Source organism: Candidatus Nitronereus thalassa (assembly GCF_032191465.1).
GTDB lineage: Bacteria > Nitrospirota > Nitrospiria > Nitrospirales > UBA8639 > Nitronereus > Nitronereus thalassa.
Genome location: NZ_JAQOUE010000001.1, coordinates 291,249 through 305,143 on the forward strand (window position 1 = coordinate 291,249; position 13,895 = coordinate 305,143).

Sequence of the window (13,895 nt, forward strand, 5' to 3'; positions counted from 1 at the left end):
TATAAAGAAAAGATGAGTTCATTCGTACCAGACTACCTTTTAACTGCCTTCGTTAGCGTTCCATGGATTCATGATTATGCAACCTTCAAGTAAGATTCGCGTGGGTCTTGTTCAGCTTGCCTGTTCCCCAGGTCCAAAAGATAACCTGGATCGGGCGGTGGCCAAAATTGAAGTAGCCGCTCGTGACGGTGTGACGCTGGTGTGTTTGCCAGAGCTATTTACATCCCAATATTTTTGCCAAAAAGAAGATGCGGCATTGTTTGATTTGGCCGAACCTGTTCCTGGGCCTTCAACGGAAGCATTAAGCAAGATCGCTAAGCAGTATAAGATCGTCATCATTGTTCCAATTTTCGAAAGACGAACTGCTGGAATCTATCACAACTCCATTGTGGTGTTGGATAAGGATGGCTCCTTAGTCGGGCTGTATCGCAAGATGCACATTCCCGACGACCCGGCATATTATGAAAAATTCTATTTCACGCCAGGAGATAAAGGGTTCCAGGCGATTTCTACAAGTGTGGGAAAGGTCGGCACATTAATTTGTTGGGATCAATGGTATCCGGAGGCCGCACGGTTGACCACGCTTCAAGGTGCCGAAATGTTGTTCTATCCTACCGCGATTGGATGGCATCCATCGGAAAAGGCGCAAGAAGGGAAAGCGCAACGGGAAGCCTGGCAAACGATTCAACGAAGTCATGCCATTGCCAATGGCGTGTTTGTGGTGTCCGTGAATCGTATTGGTCATGAGAAACCAAATGCTGGGGCTGACGGAATTGAGTTTTGGGGCAGCTCCTTTGTCTGTGATCCCTTTGGTGTGGTGCTTGCCGAGGCATCTATTGATAAGGAGGAAACTCTAATGACGGAAGTGGATTTACGTCGGGTGGAGGAAGTCCGACGGAATTGGCCCTTTCTTCGCGACCGGCGAGTTGATGCGTATGGTGGTATCACGAAACGGTTTCTAGACCAAGAGGATCCTGGTGAATGCTAAAACAAAAACCGGCCAGGCAGAAATGCGGGGCATGGGGACAGGTTATCGGATGCCTGCAGAATGGGAGCCTCATGAAGCGACCTGGTTGGGTTGGCCGCACAATGTCTCAGATTGGCCAGGAAAGTTGGCTCCCATTCATTGGGTGTATGCCGAGATCGTTCGAAAATTGTCGGAAGGGGAATTCGTCAGGATTCTCGTCCAGTCGAAAGTCCATGAAAATCGTGCCAGGCGGTTTCTTCGTCGCGCTCATGTAAATCTGGATCAGGTTCAATTCTTTCAAATTCCTACCAATCGAGGGTGGACCCGGGATTTCGGTCCTATTTTTGTAACTCAGGAACAACCATGCCTTCAGAGGACCATAGCTCGATTTCGATTTAATGCATGGGCCCGGTATTCCGACTGGAAAAAGGATGATCAGGTGCCGGTACGTTTAGCCAAATGCCTCAAACATCCAATGGTTCCTGTGACCTATAAAGGGAATGATGTGGTCCTCGAAGGAGGGAGTATCGACGTCAATGGCGCTGGGACCTTGTTGACTACTGAAGAATGTTTGCTTGATCCTCATATCCAAGTTCGCAACGTCGACATGACTAGATATGATTACGAAACGATCTTCAAGGACGCATTGGGGATTACCAATACCGTATGGTTAAATAAGGGAATTGCCGGTGATGATACCCATGGGCATGTGGATGATATTTGCCGATTCGTGAATCCACGCACAGTTGTCCTTTGCCAAGAACGAAATGGGTACGACGAAAACCATCGACCTCTGGCTGAAAATCGAGAACGCCTTGAAGGGGCTTTATTACAAGATGGCTCAAAAGTTGAAATGATCCCGTTGCCCATGCCTAGTCCATTAATGTTCGATGGGCGTCGATTGCCGGCGAGTTATGCGAATTTTTATATTGGGAACGCCGCAGTGCTGGTGCCAACCTTTAATGATCCTAATGACCGTGTCGCACTCGGCATTTTGAGCGACATTTTCCGCGATCGCCCTGTGGTGGGAATTCATGCGGTGGATCTCGTGTGGGGCTTTGGCACCATTCATTGCCTCACCCAGCAACAGCCTGTCTTGTCTGTGTCATGAAATTTTACATGCTTCTATGACATTGCAAAAATTATTGCGTCTTTCTTCACCCCTTCGGCTTGGATGGATTGGCACTGGTGTCATGGGCGCCGCTATGTGCCAACACCTCCTGAAGAATTCTTATCCAGTCACGGTTTATTCTCGAACTCGTCAAAAGGCCGAGGGTCTCTTGGCGAATGGGGCCCAGTGGGCTTCATCTCCATCGGAGGTCGTTAAACACGCGGATGTCGTATTCACCATGGTGGGGTTTCCTCATGATGTGCGAGAAGTCTACTGTGGGGATTCCGGCCTTCTGAAGTCCCTTCGCCCCAACACCGTACTCGTGGATATGACAACTTCACTGCCAAGTTTGGCCGTGGAAATTTCGGCAATTTGCAATGCCAAGGGCAGTTATTTTGTTGATGCCCCGGTTTCAGGAGGAGATGTCGGGGCGCAACAGGCTACTTTATCCATCATGGTTGGAGGCGAAACCGAAGTCGTAGTTGCCCTTCGGCCATTTTTTAAAATCTTAAGTCAGACGATAAATCATCAAGGTCCCCCTGGAGCTGGCCAACATGCAAAGCTGTGCAACCAAATTACCATCGCTGGGACCATGATTGGGGTGTGTGAATCTTTATTGTATGGCTATCGAGCAGGTTTGGATTTGGATACCTTGCTGCAATCTATCCGTGGAGGGGCTGCGGCCTGCTGGACCTTAGACCATCTGGCTCCTCGAATATTGGTCAGAAATTTTGAACCCGGGTTCTATGTCGACCATTTTGTGAAAGACATGGGGATGGCATTAGAGGAGGCCAAGCGATTGGGGCTCGTTCTGCCTGGATTGGCCTTGGTACACCAGTTATATCTCTCTGTGCAAGCTTATGGGCATGGTCGTGCAGGAACCCATGCGCTCATGTTGGCCCTTGAACGTCTCTCCAATATTTCTGGAAAAGAGGATATGTGAGGAAGGCAGTCTTAGGTTTCCTTGACCTTTGTGACTGTCCTTAAACGGGAGATTGTGCTTTTCTAGATCACTGAATTGAGGGACGATGGTACTCTGGCCTGGAAATTGCCTAGTTCTAAAAAGCCGGAATTCTCCTAATCCCTAGACGGATTCTTCTGCCATAGCGCTTAACACGATGAGAAGCACGCCAAGCCGTTTTTTCTCAGATAAGCCTAAGGGTGGTTCTGTTCGTAGACGTTTTTTAGAAGCGGATAATGACGCAGGTCTCAATATGGTAATCGTTGGCACGGCTTTTTCGAAAGATTGGGAAATATATCGTTCAGAACCCTGCATATTGTAGGCGCCAATATTGGCCCACCCTTCAACTCCCAAAACTGACAACCCAAAGGAAAGAGTCAGACAACCAACGGCCAAGGCTTTGTGAATGAATGTTTTTCGTTCATGTCGCATAAGTTCCTCCTCAGCCCTGCACCGTGAACGAGTCACGATGCAGGGTGGGCTGGGTAACGAAGGTGCACCAAGGGCGGTGGCGCTTCGTATGAATGAATTCTTACTTCCATTCTCGGCACATTTTGAAACTTATTGCCTCTCCACCTTCAAGGGTAGGAACAAGAACCTGCAGCCAACCACATTTGCTGTTTATTCGAATGGTAGTGATCCTATGCCCCATTTTGTGCTCTCATGGTTGTTATTCAAAAATTCCAACTTTGTCTCTAGGTTGATGGTCTTTTCCCTCAAGCCTAATGAATTGGCCTGGCTCTTTCATTATCGGTCCCTGGTAATGAATGCTTCCAGACTGATTGGTTCGTGAAGATTGGTCGAAGTTGTATTGGAATGGTTTCTGTTGCTAGAAGGCTAAAAAGCGGAGATGGAGTGCGAGGAAAATCGATAGGAAGGGAATTCCTAGGTCAAATCAAAGATTACGTGGCCATTCAAGAGTGGTGTATTCCGTGATGCAAGTTTCTGATCGTGAGATGTTTTGTTGTGAACACGAAATGTTATAACGCGACCCAATCGGCGAGTACCTCTTCAACCGAAACGCCTTCTTTTTCTGCATCAAGCACTTCAGTGATTTGTAGTGGGGGTTCTTCGGGTAAGCGTGTGGAGAAATTAATGGGAATGGGGTTGTCGTATGGTTGCCGATTTGCATCTTGGATGATCAGGACAACCGGATAGAGAAGTTTGCCAGGTGTGATGGCGGTAATGATTCCTCGCTCCCCAGTATTTAATTCTACAAGACTATAGATGGGATAGATGCCAATTTGATTGATCAAGTGGGAAACCAAAGTCAAATCGAGTTCATTTCGTTGACCTCGTTGGTACAACTCACTGAGGGTATCTTTCACAGGCATGGGTTTTTGTAGCCCTTGCCCAGTTAGAAGCTCGTCGTAGGCATCGACCACTCGGAGCACACCACCGGCGGTATTCCATTCACCCGGGCTCCCATCATCTAGAATATTAGAAAAAGTCGATTGGTGGTGAATAGCGATCATCTCGATGACTTCTTCCGAGATCCCTTCACTTTTTTTCAGAATTTCAACTCCGAGAACCGGATGTTGATGGTAAAGTTTTAGTTCGGTTTCAGAAAGGAGTCTGCGTGGGCGGACCACATTGGCGGGTAGTTGTAGAAGGCCGATATCATGCAAAAGAGCTCCCATGGCTAACTGGTGGAGCAGGTGTTTTTCGTAACCTAAGAGGCGCCCGAGTAGAACGGAAATCGTGCAGACGGACAAGGAATGATCATAGAGGTCAGGGGAGAATTCCCGTGTGCGAATCAATGCACCCAGTGCATCTTCGTATCCTATCGTTCGGGCAATAATATCTTCTGCCACTTCCTTCGCTTTTTCTCCATCGACTACGCCTGATGTTCGAACCTGGCTTAATACGTCTTGAACTTCACCAAGCATTTCCTTGCGGAAATCCCGGGCATGATGAAATTCATTTGAAAGGGGATGCCCCTGGGAATCAGCAGGTAGCTTAGCCAGTTCTTCTTCTAGCTGCATGGCTGGATCTGAATCTGACGATTCGGGTATTTCGTCAGTTTGGGGTTGGGTATCATCCAGTCCTTGATCCGTATCTATCTCAACATAGCGAATACCCGTCTCTCGGATTTTTGTGAGTTGGGAGACTTTTTTTATGAGGAATCGGTGCGTAAGAAAAGGAGTCTCAAGCCAAGAACGGTCAAATCCCACAATAAACATGCCAAGTCTGACTGAATCGATTGGGATTTTTTTTATACTCATGGCATGAGATGGCTTTATGCAACGCAGTGACTGAGGGATAGTATTTAATTCATCAACTTTCTTGTTACTCTTCAATTTTTTCGGAAAAGGAGAGAGTGATCTTAAGCAATTGTATATACGTAGTTTTAGATATTTTTATTTGATGCTAGGCACAGGGTCTTAATCGGGAAAAAAGGTTGGGGGAAAACGATAAGAATGATCGAAGATATTGATTGCTGGTTCAAGTTGATGCCTCGTTGCCCCGAAAGGGAAAAGAGAGGAATTGGACGGAGGAAGGTCGAATGGTCGAGAAAGCGGTCATTTCCCCACTATTCTTAGAAGGTGCTTGCGCCAAACGAGAGAGCACCGTTGGCCCTTCCTTTCTTTTTCGTCTGATTCTCTGGTCTTGGGTCATAAGTCTGGTTTTAAATTCCGGTATCCCTCTTCCCTCATTTGCCCAAGAGGTGTTTTTACCAAGTTCAATTCAACGTGTGACCGTACCCATTTTGGGAACTACCCTGAATCGCCATTGGGAACAGATTGGGGTTGTGGCTGAAGTCCAAATACAATTTGAACTTCGTCCCGATCATAATGGCCTTCGGGTACTTTTTCAAAAAACACCGGGTCGGTTTTCGCCTTTGGCTCAACAGGCAGTACAGCAAGCGATTCGCGAAGTGGTAAAAGTTGGTAACGTGGATCCTGATTCGTGGACCGTCACGCTTACTTTGCCTTATCAAGGGTTGACGATGTATGGGGAAAGTTTGTCCGGAATGGTTGGCTTGTGCGTGTTGGCGTTAGCCAGAGGGGATGCATTGCCCAGAGGGCGAGTCTTGACTGGAACCATTACCCCAACAGGGCAAATTGGCATGGTGGGTGGAATTCCATTGAAAATTGAAGCAGCCTTTCAACGAAATCTTCATAAAGTGATTATTCCAGAGGAAATCGATGTAGCCGATGGAGATTGGAGTACCCCATTTTTGATGGTAATTTCTCCAGTGGGGACAATCAAAAAAGCGTATCGTGCCTTGACTGATCGGTCATTGGAATTTCCTCCGTCTAAGCAAGCTATTTCAGCATTTGCGTCGCATAACCTCCGGTAGTCAATTCGATTTTCCAAAGTATGGCCTCTTTTAAGTAATTTTTGCTTGCCGCAGAGTTCGGACCGCACATCTTGACACCTCACCTAAAAATGATGATTCTTCGATATGGTTCGTAAGAACATCCAATACCCTGAATTTTCGGGGAGGGTAGTGTAAGGCTTATAATCAAGAAATAGAGAAGGGGAGAAATGCGACCAGGGTTTGCTGTAGATATTGATAATGTGTTGGCAATTGCTGAAGACGAAGTTCAGCGCATTTTTCAGGAATTAACTGGAGAGGCCTGGCCAGGAGACCTCTACGCAAGTGCCGGAGGGTTAGATGGAAGTGCTCTTGATCGAAGTGTAATTGAGCAAATTTTTGATTATTTCCATGATCGAAGTATTCCCGCTCTTCCAGTCGTTCCTGGAGCCCGCCTGGCATTGGAAACTCTTCAGGAGCAATTTAGGATTGTCATTATAACGGCTCGACGTCCCAGTGCCAGACCTCAAACTTTGGAATGGCTACACCGACATGAATTGCCATTTGATGAGCTTCATCTGACGGGTGAGAAAACTGATGTTTCGGAAGGTGTGGTATGTGCGGTGGATGATCACCCTGCCCATATTCAAGATTACCTCAGTCGCGGGATTCAAACATTTTTGATGGATCAGCCCTGGAACCGCTCGTTTTCAAGGGTTGGGGTGACCAGGGTCGAAAATTGGGAACAATTGCTTCAGACCTTCCATTGAACTCCGCGTTTTGCCCAATTCCCATCTCGGAGGCTTCTTCTACTCCATATTTCTCATGCCTAAAATTGAAAACGTAGAATTTCCGTCCCTCGGTAGTATTCAGCTCATTATTCAATCTAAGCGAGAAATACGTGAATACGAGAAGATGGGAAGTGTTGATGCCGAATCGAGTGAGTGGTTTTACTGGAACCGCATATGGGCGTCCGAGGTTGGCTTGTCGGAGTTTCTTATTCGAGAGTTCTATCCAGATTCCCTTAAAGGGAAAAAGATTTTAGAGCTTGGATGTGGGACGGGTCTTGCCGGAATGGTTTGCGGCAAATTAGGCGGAATCCCAACTTTTTCGGATAAAGTTCCGATGGTAATGGAATCCATCCGCGAAGCCTGTCGACTTAATAAGCTATCCAAGTATCAAACGCTGGTATTGGATTGGGCTAATTGCGAAGGAATCGGGCATCGTTACGATACGGTATTAGGCAGTGAGATTTTTTATGATAACACCTTTCTTAACGATATCTCTCGATTGTTAGATCAGGTACTAACTCCTGGAGGGACCGGGTTATTTTGTGATCCTAATCGTCTGGGATTTGAAGTGGTCGAAGCATGCTTCAGTAAAAAGTTCCATCTGACAATTTCAAATTTGGAGGTTGAATGGCCTCAATCACGGTCCATACATCGAAAGAAAAAGACCGTTTTTCTTTATCAGTTGGTAAAAAAGAAACCTGTAAACTAAGTGTCTGAAAATTAAAAATACCCGAAGACCGGGATTATGCATGGGCCTGTCTGGAAATTCACTTTAAGGTTGTTCTTTTCAGAACGGTAACTTATGGATTTTGTGAATTTTCGGATTTCCCTGTGGAGTGTTTTACTCGCAGAATTCTCTGAGAATCTTGGGTTTTTTGTTGTTTCAATGCAAGATAGATTTGAGATCCATCTGCTAATTGCATAGGAATGTCCCGTGCAGTTACCGTGGCGCAAGGACCGTCATTTGATCGTTCAAATGAAGTCAACCGAGTCACAGAATTTTCTTCTTTCCGAATTTGTAAAATCGTTGATACACAGGTGCCGGTCTTCGAAGGCTTTGTGATGATGTCCGTGTCATTCCATGTCTCAACTTCATAGATATTGGTATAGCTCAGCAAGGTTGGGGTATATCCCGGAGAGAGTTTTGCGGTGGAAACGGCGCATAAATTCCATTTTCTGTGACAAGAAATTTGGGATGTCTGCAGGGCTTCCGCCACGGGAAGATTTTCGACTGCCCATGTTCCATGAGCGGAAACGGTCTCTGGCCAATGTTCGTCTTTAAAGTTAAATTTGGGAATGAACGGAAGAATCTGGTCTAAGGTGTTATTATCGTCAGTGAGATGTTTTAACGTTTCCTTGTTAATCGTACCCGTTTCCGCAATGCCGACATTTTTCTGATACTCGCGAAGCGCCTTTTGCGTTTGTTGATCTAGCTCTCCCGTAAAGGGGCCCACCCCATACCCAAATCGTCCAAGATAAATTTGAGTGCCAAGGACAAGCAAGCGATACTCTTCCGGTTTTAACTTTTCCAATTCTTTGGCTTCTTCAGATTGTTGGTTAGATGTTTGGGATGTGCCAGCCTTGATTGATGGTTTAGAAGGGTCTTCAGCATGTTTCCCGTGATTGGGCTTTGCCGTCTCAGCTAAGGCTGTCGATGAAAGGGAGAATACAAAAAGTATACCGATAACCAAAAAACTTCGTCGCATGAAACCAACCCTCCTTCAGAAAAAATTAGTGAAATTATGGGGGGAGATACCTGTGACTATGATGGCAAGACCATCTCAGAAGGGTCAAGTTGCGGGAAGAATTATTACTAGGGACCTGTGGCGTTTCTGGTCAGAAGAAAGCACAGAAAAAATGTGAAAATAAATTATTGAGGGCTGGTTCTTGGGAATGAGGAATTAATGACATGGCCCAGAAAGAAGAAGTGAGAATCTGCAACAGTAGACCCTGTGTCCATTAAAGAGGTGGCTGGTGTGCCGGTGGTCGAATGTCTTCTCGCTTCTTCTGGCCAAAGTACATGCTGCCAAATTTTTGTTTCAATGTCCGTAGAGTTTTTTGTCAATTATCAAACTCCTACTTGGCCTGATCATCCTCCGGGGGTGGTAATAAATTTTGTGATGGCGGAGATTGTTGTTTACGTCGCGCAACAGCGGACTCTAGCAAATTCACCGAATCTTTGAGTAAATCCGCAGCGCATCCCAGGGTCACTTGCAGTTGCTGCATGGCTTCTGGCCACATGCCAGCCGCTTGCAATTCCTGAAAACGGCGATGTTGTTCCTCAAGAATGGCCTTTTTCGCATCCAGCATTAAACTTTCCGCATCGAGATTTGAATGATTGTCCATAATCATGCCTCCCCCTTGAGTGTTGTTTTCACGTGTTGCTCATCTTCATTGAGCAAGGGGAATGCCATCTCGTTTGGAATGATGCATTCATGATAAATATTTTTGATTAAAGAAGAACGTGTGCAGTTCTTGTCCTATTGATATAAGAAAATGAGTGGAGTTGGATCGGTGTATCGTAAATAATTCTGACACGGCTCTGGTGGATAGGTAAAAATAGTTGAGAAATATTCAGCATTTGAATGAGTTGCATCCTCAGGGCGAGGAGTAAAAAAACCCGACAGCATTGTCGAGACAAATTTCAAGGGCCGGGTTATTCGAATATATGTGCGTTTAGTGCAGGTTGTATTTCAATATTCTCTGTTTTTGGGAAGACACAGGAAGTAGGATTAGAAGAAGACATTTGTAAGTTGTGAAATATCTGAAACAATAAACCAGCCATCCTTATTGAATTTCAATGGCCCCGCCATTGAGATCAACATCGACGTCTTTGAGTTCTAATTTCTTCCCTACCTGCCAAGATTCCGGAGTGACCTCAGATACCATACCTCCAGGTAAATAAAATTTGGCCTGGGGGACTGAGATTGCGGTTTGGCTTTCTTTTTTGATGGCCAAAATGACACCTTTCAGAGTTTTGTCGACGAGGAGGGCGGTTTCGCCTTCCGTCCTTAATTCAAACCTATCCTGCTCATTTGATTCCCATGCATTGTGCTTGAGTTGAGCCACCTGGGTCCCAGCGGGATTAAATAAATCCATGGATAATAGGATTGCCCCATCATCACTGATGGCGACCTGAATGAGGTCTTGGCCTTCAGCTTGGAAAATGCCGTTGGTGTTGCGGAGTTGATTAGATCCGATTGAAATATCCATCCTGTCCTCGTATTCACAAGAAAAATGATGAAGAGGGAATTAGTATAATGGGCAACCCTCACGTCTTTTTGAAGAACCATGCACCTTACCGAAGAAAAACAAAGCTGGTCAACTTGCCTGGATTTACGTAATTGTGCTGAAGGTAAGTGTGTGCACAGGCCCATGGTTAGTGACGAAAATGAATTTCAGTGGGTTTCAAAGGTTAAGTTCTTCATCATGGGAAACCGATGAAGGACTTGTGCATACGATGCTGGTCTTTCCAATCAATGTCATCCTTGTTTCTTACACCACAACTACGATGAGAGTTTCTTATGGTCTCCTTGACTCCTGAATATTCTAGCCTCACGCGGTTTGCCAATTTGTTTTCACAACCTGGTGGGCGGTCAGCGCAAACTTTCTCCAAGGCCGATGTGCAGTCGCAGACCCAAACGGGACTTTCGATTGTTACGGCTGAAGGCGACCGGGTCACACTTTCCACAAACGCTTCTTTTCAGGGAACCGGGGTGAAATATAATGCCCGGGGTATTGCTGAGGGGCAAGCGATAAGCTTAAGGTCGAATGTGTTGGAAGGGCAAACGACGAGTCAAAAGCAAATAACCATCGAAGGGGATTTGAATGAGCAAGAGATTGAAGATATTAAAAAGATCGTCAATCAAGTCAATGGCCTCCGGCAGGATGTGATCAGTGGGGATCTGAACGCGGTGTTGGCCAATGGTCAAAAGTTTTCGACGACGGAATCTATTGCCAGCGTGGAACTCAATATTCAGTATGCTGAGAGAGTTTCCATTCAACAAACATCTCTTCGACAGAGGTCGCAATCTCAGCCTTCTTCCTCAAGTCAGGTGACTTCTGATAGTCCAAGTTCGCGTTCTACAGGGACATCTCCACTCGATTTTCTTAAAGAAATCTTCCAATCGTTCGGAAGAAACCCACGTATTGAAGACGGGAATGCAAAAACTTCAACACAGTCTCCACCATCAACACAAAATTCAATTGTAGAAAATCAGCCTCTTTCACAGACGCCCAACACCACTAAGAATGACAACACTAAGAATGTGGAGCAGACTGAAAACCCATTGAATCAATTTTTGAATGAGATTGGGGCGAAGATATTTAAAGGAGCGAAAAGGATCGCGAAGTTGGCCAACCGGCTTGTGGAGAAAGTTGAAAGGCAGGCTGGGAAAATTGCTAAAAACTTAGCGCGAATTTCCGAGGCCATTGCCAATGGCAATGAAGATAAGGCCGAGCGTTTACAACAGAAGGTTGATCGTCGGATTAATCGGTTGGAACGTATATCAGAAAGAATTGGTAACCGTATCGAACGCGCCACCAACAAACTCAACAATTTCATCGACTCATTGACCAATCGACTGACCCAGTCCCAAGGCCAGTCTGGTGAGACTCCCGCAATACCACCTAGTGCGCCCACCGATACTACCAATGAGGAGCAACCAACAGTGGAGCAAAAACCCGTCGGAGAATCTTTGGTCGCCTAATCAGGTCGCATCACCTCTTGAGGATGACCCCAAGTTCTCGAGAGCGGATGTCGTCGTGAAGGGTCTCCCAGGAAGGGAGACCCTTTTTTTTTATATCCCATCTCAACCTAGTATGTTTCAGCCTGAGCTTTGTACCCAAGCTCGCTGTTTAGCCTTTAAGGAAATTTTGCGTGAAATGACTGGTGTAGTCTTGGTCGGTTTGACAGGAAATACGACGTCACCTACTCTTTGACCAGATTTTTCCAACCGGCCCGCCTACCACTAAAAGAGTGAAAAATTCATGAGTGCCTCTCCACAAAAATCTTGGATTCGACGACATCCTAAAACCACAATTGTTGTGACGGTTCTCTTTTTCACCTTATTTTTTGATTTGGTCGGGACTGGGATCTACCATTTGGCGAAGTATGGTACGCTTCACAAATATGAATATCTCCGTGTCATGCGAATAAAAGATCCCGTCTTTCATCATACGCTCAAACCTGAAGCTGAATATACTTTGGAAAAATGGGGTGGGACGCAGTACATATTAATCACCAATTCCTTGGGGTTTAAAGATCGGCAAGTCCGTGACGTTCCCCTCGAATCTGCCTCGCGCCGGGTTCTCTTTATTGGAGACTCCTTCACCGAAGGGGTAGGGTATGGGTATGACCAAACTTTTGTGGGGCGGATCGATATTGCCTTTGCCGACCGGCAGATTGAAGTGCTGAATGCCGGTGTCGCTTCCTACTCGCCCATAATGTATTACGCCAAGGTTAACCATCTTTTAAAAACCGTGGGCTTGAAATTCGATGATCTGGTGGTGTTTTTGGATATTTCCGATATCCATGATGAAACTGGGTATGAATTAGAAAATGGGCAAGTGATCCCAAATGCCATTCCGAGTTCAGTATCCGTCTTACGCGGGTTTTTCTTTGAATATACAATGATTCCCAGAAATATTTGGAGTACGTCCGAGAAGCTGTGCCGAAAGTTTGTAAAAGATCCAGATTCGCATCCCCGTTCGAAAGAGGACCACAGTTATGGGACCAATACCTATAGAAGTTTATGGACGATTGAGGATTCGATTTATGAAGCCTATGGGGAGGAAGGGCTGCAAAGAAGCCGACAGCACATGAATCTTCTTTATCAGTTACTGAAAGATCATGGAATAACCATGACTGTGGCCGTATATCCGCAACCTGATCAAATCCTTCATCATGACCTAGATTCCCGGCAAGTGAAGTTTTGGCAAGCCTGGGCTCGTGAACATTCAGTGCCTTTTCTTAATTTCTTTCCTGATTTCATACAGGAGGGCCAAGATCCTAAAGAAGCCATACGTAAATACTTCATTCCCGGGGACCTTCATTGGAATGATGAAGGGCATCGGCTCATTACCGAGAAATTTCTGGAGCGCTGGCAGCCAGCCAACCCGTTGGATGGGGAGGCCGTGGTAGCAGGGGCTGAAGGCGCTTCTAATCGCTCCGGTCTTCAATGAAATATTGTACCGCCTCGATTTGCACCACTGGCATGATCATGCCTTGTTCCAGCCCATCATGTGAAAACCCATAAATAATCGATTCCCAAGGAATGAGGGTTCCGGTAAACAGGATGCCGATTTCAGGTGGATGGCCTTTGGCAATGTGCTCCTTGATGACGGGCGCAAGAAGAGGCGAAGGAATGGTCACCATTTCATTGGGCAACCCTGTCGGTTTAAAACGAACGATGCCCCAGCGAGTTTGGGTGGGATGTGGGCCAATCACGACTTTATATCCGTTATGTTTTTCGTGAAATTCGTGGAGAAAGCCGGACCAGACAAAAGCAATCCGTTGATTGAGAAGTGGATTGCCTTCCCGCAGGTCATCTCGATGTCGATTCAAATCAAAAAGTCTTGCCCCATGTTCTTCTCCTGGAGGATCGTGTAATTGGTCCCACGGTGGGGGCTGTTGTTCTAATTCAAAAAGAAACGATTCTTGTTCAGTGGCTGTTAACAATGGGCGAATGGATAAGTCTTTGATGAGGGAATGGGCATCGGTGCCCTGAAGTTCGTGCAAAGGTTGGATTCCTGATGGAGCCTCAGCATAAAGGAGAGATGGAACCCAAATTAGAAAGGAAAAT

14 protein-coding genes are annotated in these 13,895 nt (G+C 46.1%); 8 read left to right on the forward strand and 6 right to left on the reverse strand.

All coding sequences use genetic code 11. The features are described 5' to 3' along the window. Positions 1–76: 76 nt before the first annotated feature. The 3 genes from PPG34_RS01540 to PPG34_RS01550 are packed head-to-tail and all read left to right on the forward strand — an operon-like array spanning position 77 to position 3,021. Positions 77–988, forward strand: coding sequence for a carbon-nitrogen hydrolase (locus PPG34_RS01540; protein ID WP_313831370.1), 912 nt, complete (start codon positions 77–79; stop codon positions 986–988). Beyond that, positions 978–2,078 carry an agmatine deiminase family protein gene (locus tag PPG34_RS01545; RefSeq protein WP_313831371.1) on the forward strand — a complete coding sequence of 367 codons (1,101 nt, stop codon included), beginning with the start codon at positions 978–980 and terminating at the stop codon, positions 2,076–2,078. Before PPG34_RS01540 ends, PPG34_RS01545 begins: the two co-directional genes overlap by 11 nt. Positions 2,079–2,094: 16 nt before the next feature. Beyond that, positions 2,095–3,021: an NAD(P)-dependent oxidoreductase gene (locus tag PPG34_RS01550; RefSeq protein ID WP_313831372.1), complete on the forward strand. Its 927-nt coding sequence runs from the start codon at positions 2,095–2,097 to the stop codon at positions 3,019–3,021. 141 nt (positions 3,022–3,162) lie between these two features. Here the strand turns inward: PPG34_RS01550 and PPG34_RS01555 are convergent, their stop codons facing one another. Continuing rightward, positions 3,163–3,471 carry a hypothetical protein gene (locus tag PPG34_RS01555; RefSeq protein ID WP_313831373.1) on the reverse strand — a complete coding sequence of 103 codons (309 nt, stop codon included), beginning with the start codon at positions 3,469–3,471 and terminating at the stop codon, positions 3,163–3,165. A gap of 548 nt (positions 3,472–4,019) precedes the next feature. Beyond that, positions 4,020–5,264, reverse strand: coding sequence for an HD-GYP domain-containing protein (locus PPG34_RS01560; RefSeq protein WP_313831374.1), 1,245 nt, complete (start codon positions 5,262–5,264; stop codon positions 4,020–4,022). Between the two features lie 281 nt (positions 5,265–5,545). On the opposite strand from PPG34_RS01560, the gene PPG34_RS01565 reads away from it, so the two are divergent. The 3 genes from PPG34_RS01565 (at position 5,546) to PPG34_RS01575 (ending at position 7,801) form a co-directional block, all read left to right on the forward strand. Then, positions 5,546–6,343 carry a S16 family serine protease gene (locus PPG34_RS01565; RefSeq protein WP_313831375.1) on the forward strand — a complete coding sequence of 266 codons (798 nt, stop codon included), beginning with the start codon at positions 5,546–5,548 and terminating at the stop codon, positions 6,341–6,343. 188 nt (positions 6,344–6,531) lie between these two features. Continuing rightward, positions 6,532–7,071, forward strand: coding sequence for a 5' nucleotidase, NT5C type (locus PPG34_RS01570; RefSeq protein WP_313831376.1), 540 nt, complete (start codon positions 6,532–6,534; stop codon positions 7,069–7,071). A gap of 55 nt (positions 7,072–7,126) precedes the next feature. Further along, positions 7,127–7,801, forward strand: coding sequence for a class I SAM-dependent methyltransferase (locus PPG34_RS01575; RefSeq protein WP_313831377.1), 675 nt, complete (start codon positions 7,127–7,129; stop codon positions 7,799–7,801). Between the two features lie 91 nt (positions 7,802–7,892). On the opposite strand, the gene PPG34_RS01580 is transcribed toward PPG34_RS01575, so the two are convergent. The 3 genes from PPG34_RS01580 to PPG34_RS01590 form a co-directional block, all read right to left on the reverse strand. After that, positions 7,893–8,798 (reverse strand): peptidoglycan-binding domain-containing protein, encoded by a 906-nt coding sequence (locus PPG34_RS01580; RefSeq protein ID WP_313831378.1) that lies wholly within the window; start codon positions 8,796–8,798, stop codon positions 7,893–7,895. A gap of 370 nt (positions 8,799–9,168) precedes the next feature. Continuing rightward, positions 9,169–9,438: a hypothetical protein gene (locus PPG34_RS01585; RefSeq protein ID WP_313831379.1), complete on the reverse strand. Its 270-nt coding sequence runs from the start codon at positions 9,436–9,438 to the stop codon at positions 9,169–9,171. A gap of 441 nt (positions 9,439–9,879) precedes the next feature. After that, the gene (locus PPG34_RS01590; protein WP_313831380.1) at positions 9,880–10,305 is read right to left on the reverse strand and encodes a hypothetical protein; all 426 of its coding nucleotides are present in this window, start codon (positions 10,303–10,305) and stop codon (positions 9,880–9,882) included. Between the two features lie 311 nt (positions 10,306–10,616). Here PPG34_RS01590 and PPG34_RS01595 point away from each other — a divergent pair, with 311 nt between their 5' ends. Continuing rightward, positions 10,617–11,801 (forward strand): hypothetical protein, encoded by a 1,185-nt coding sequence (locus tag PPG34_RS01595; protein ID WP_313831381.1) that lies wholly within the window; start codon positions 10,617–10,619, stop codon positions 11,799–11,801. Between the two features lie 280 nt (positions 11,802–12,081). Further along, complete coding sequence (locus PPG34_RS01600) at positions 12,082–13,275, forward strand: SGNH/GDSL hydrolase family protein (RefSeq protein ID WP_313831382.1); 1,194 nt, start codon at positions 12,082–12,084, stop codon at positions 13,273–13,275. On the opposite strand, the gene PPG34_RS01605 is transcribed toward PPG34_RS01600, so the two are convergent. Further along, positions 13,253–13,831: a hypothetical protein gene (locus PPG34_RS01605; RefSeq protein ID WP_313831383.1), complete on the reverse strand. Its 579-nt coding sequence runs from the start codon at positions 13,829–13,831 to the stop codon at positions 13,253–13,255. The two genes, PPG34_RS01600 and PPG34_RS01605, sit on opposite strands and share 23 nt — an antisense overlap. Positions 13,832–13,895 lie beyond the last annotated feature (64 nt).

Excerpts from the sequence above, each read along its gene's own strand:
- PPG34_RS01585 (WP_313831379.1), bottom strand. The coding sequence starts at position 9,438 with ATGGACAATCATTCAAATCTCGATGCGGAAAGTTTAATGCTGGATGCG.
- PPG34_RS01550 (WP_313831372.1), top strand. The coding sequence starts at position 2,095 with ATGACATTGCAAAAATTATTGCGTCTTTCTTCACCCCTTCGGCTTGGA.
- PPG34_RS01570 (WP_313831376.1), top strand. The coding sequence starts at position 6,532 with ATGCGACCAGGGTTTGCTGTAGATATTGATAATGTGTTGGCAATTGCT.
- PPG34_RS01565 (WP_313831375.1), top strand. The coding sequence starts at position 5,546 with ATGGTCGAGAAAGCGGTCATTTCCCCACTATTCTTAGAAGGTGCTTGC.
- PPG34_RS01540 (WP_313831370.1), top strand. The coding sequence starts at position 77 with ATGCAACCTTCAAGTAAGATTCGCGTGGGTCTTGTTCAGCTTGCCTGT.
- PPG34_RS01595 (WP_313831381.1), top strand. The coding sequence starts at position 10,617 with ATGGTCTCCTTGACTCCTGAATATTCTAGCCTCACGCGGTTTGCCAAT.
- PPG34_RS01600 (WP_313831382.1), top strand. The coding sequence starts at position 12,082 with ATGAGTGCCTCTCCACAAAAATCTTGGATTCGACGACATCCTAAAACC.
- PPG34_RS01575 (WP_313831377.1), top strand. The coding sequence starts at position 7,127 with ATGCCTAAAATTGAAAACGTAGAATTTCCGTCCCTCGGTAGTATTCAG.
- PPG34_RS01590 (WP_313831380.1), bottom strand. The coding sequence starts at position 10,305 with ATGGATATTTCAATCGGATCTAATCAACTCCGCAACACCAACGGCATT.
- PPG34_RS01560 (WP_313831374.1), bottom strand. The coding sequence starts at position 5,264 with ATGAGTATAAAAAAAATCCCAATCGATTCAGTCAGACTTGGCATGTTT.
- PPG34_RS01555 (WP_313831373.1), bottom strand. The coding sequence starts at position 3,471 with ATGCGACATGAACGAAAAACATTCATTCACAAAGCCTTGGCCGTTGGT.
- PPG34_RS01580 (WP_313831378.1), bottom strand. The coding sequence starts at position 8,798 with ATGCGACGAAGTTTTTTGGTTATCGGTATACTTTTTGTATTCTCCCTT.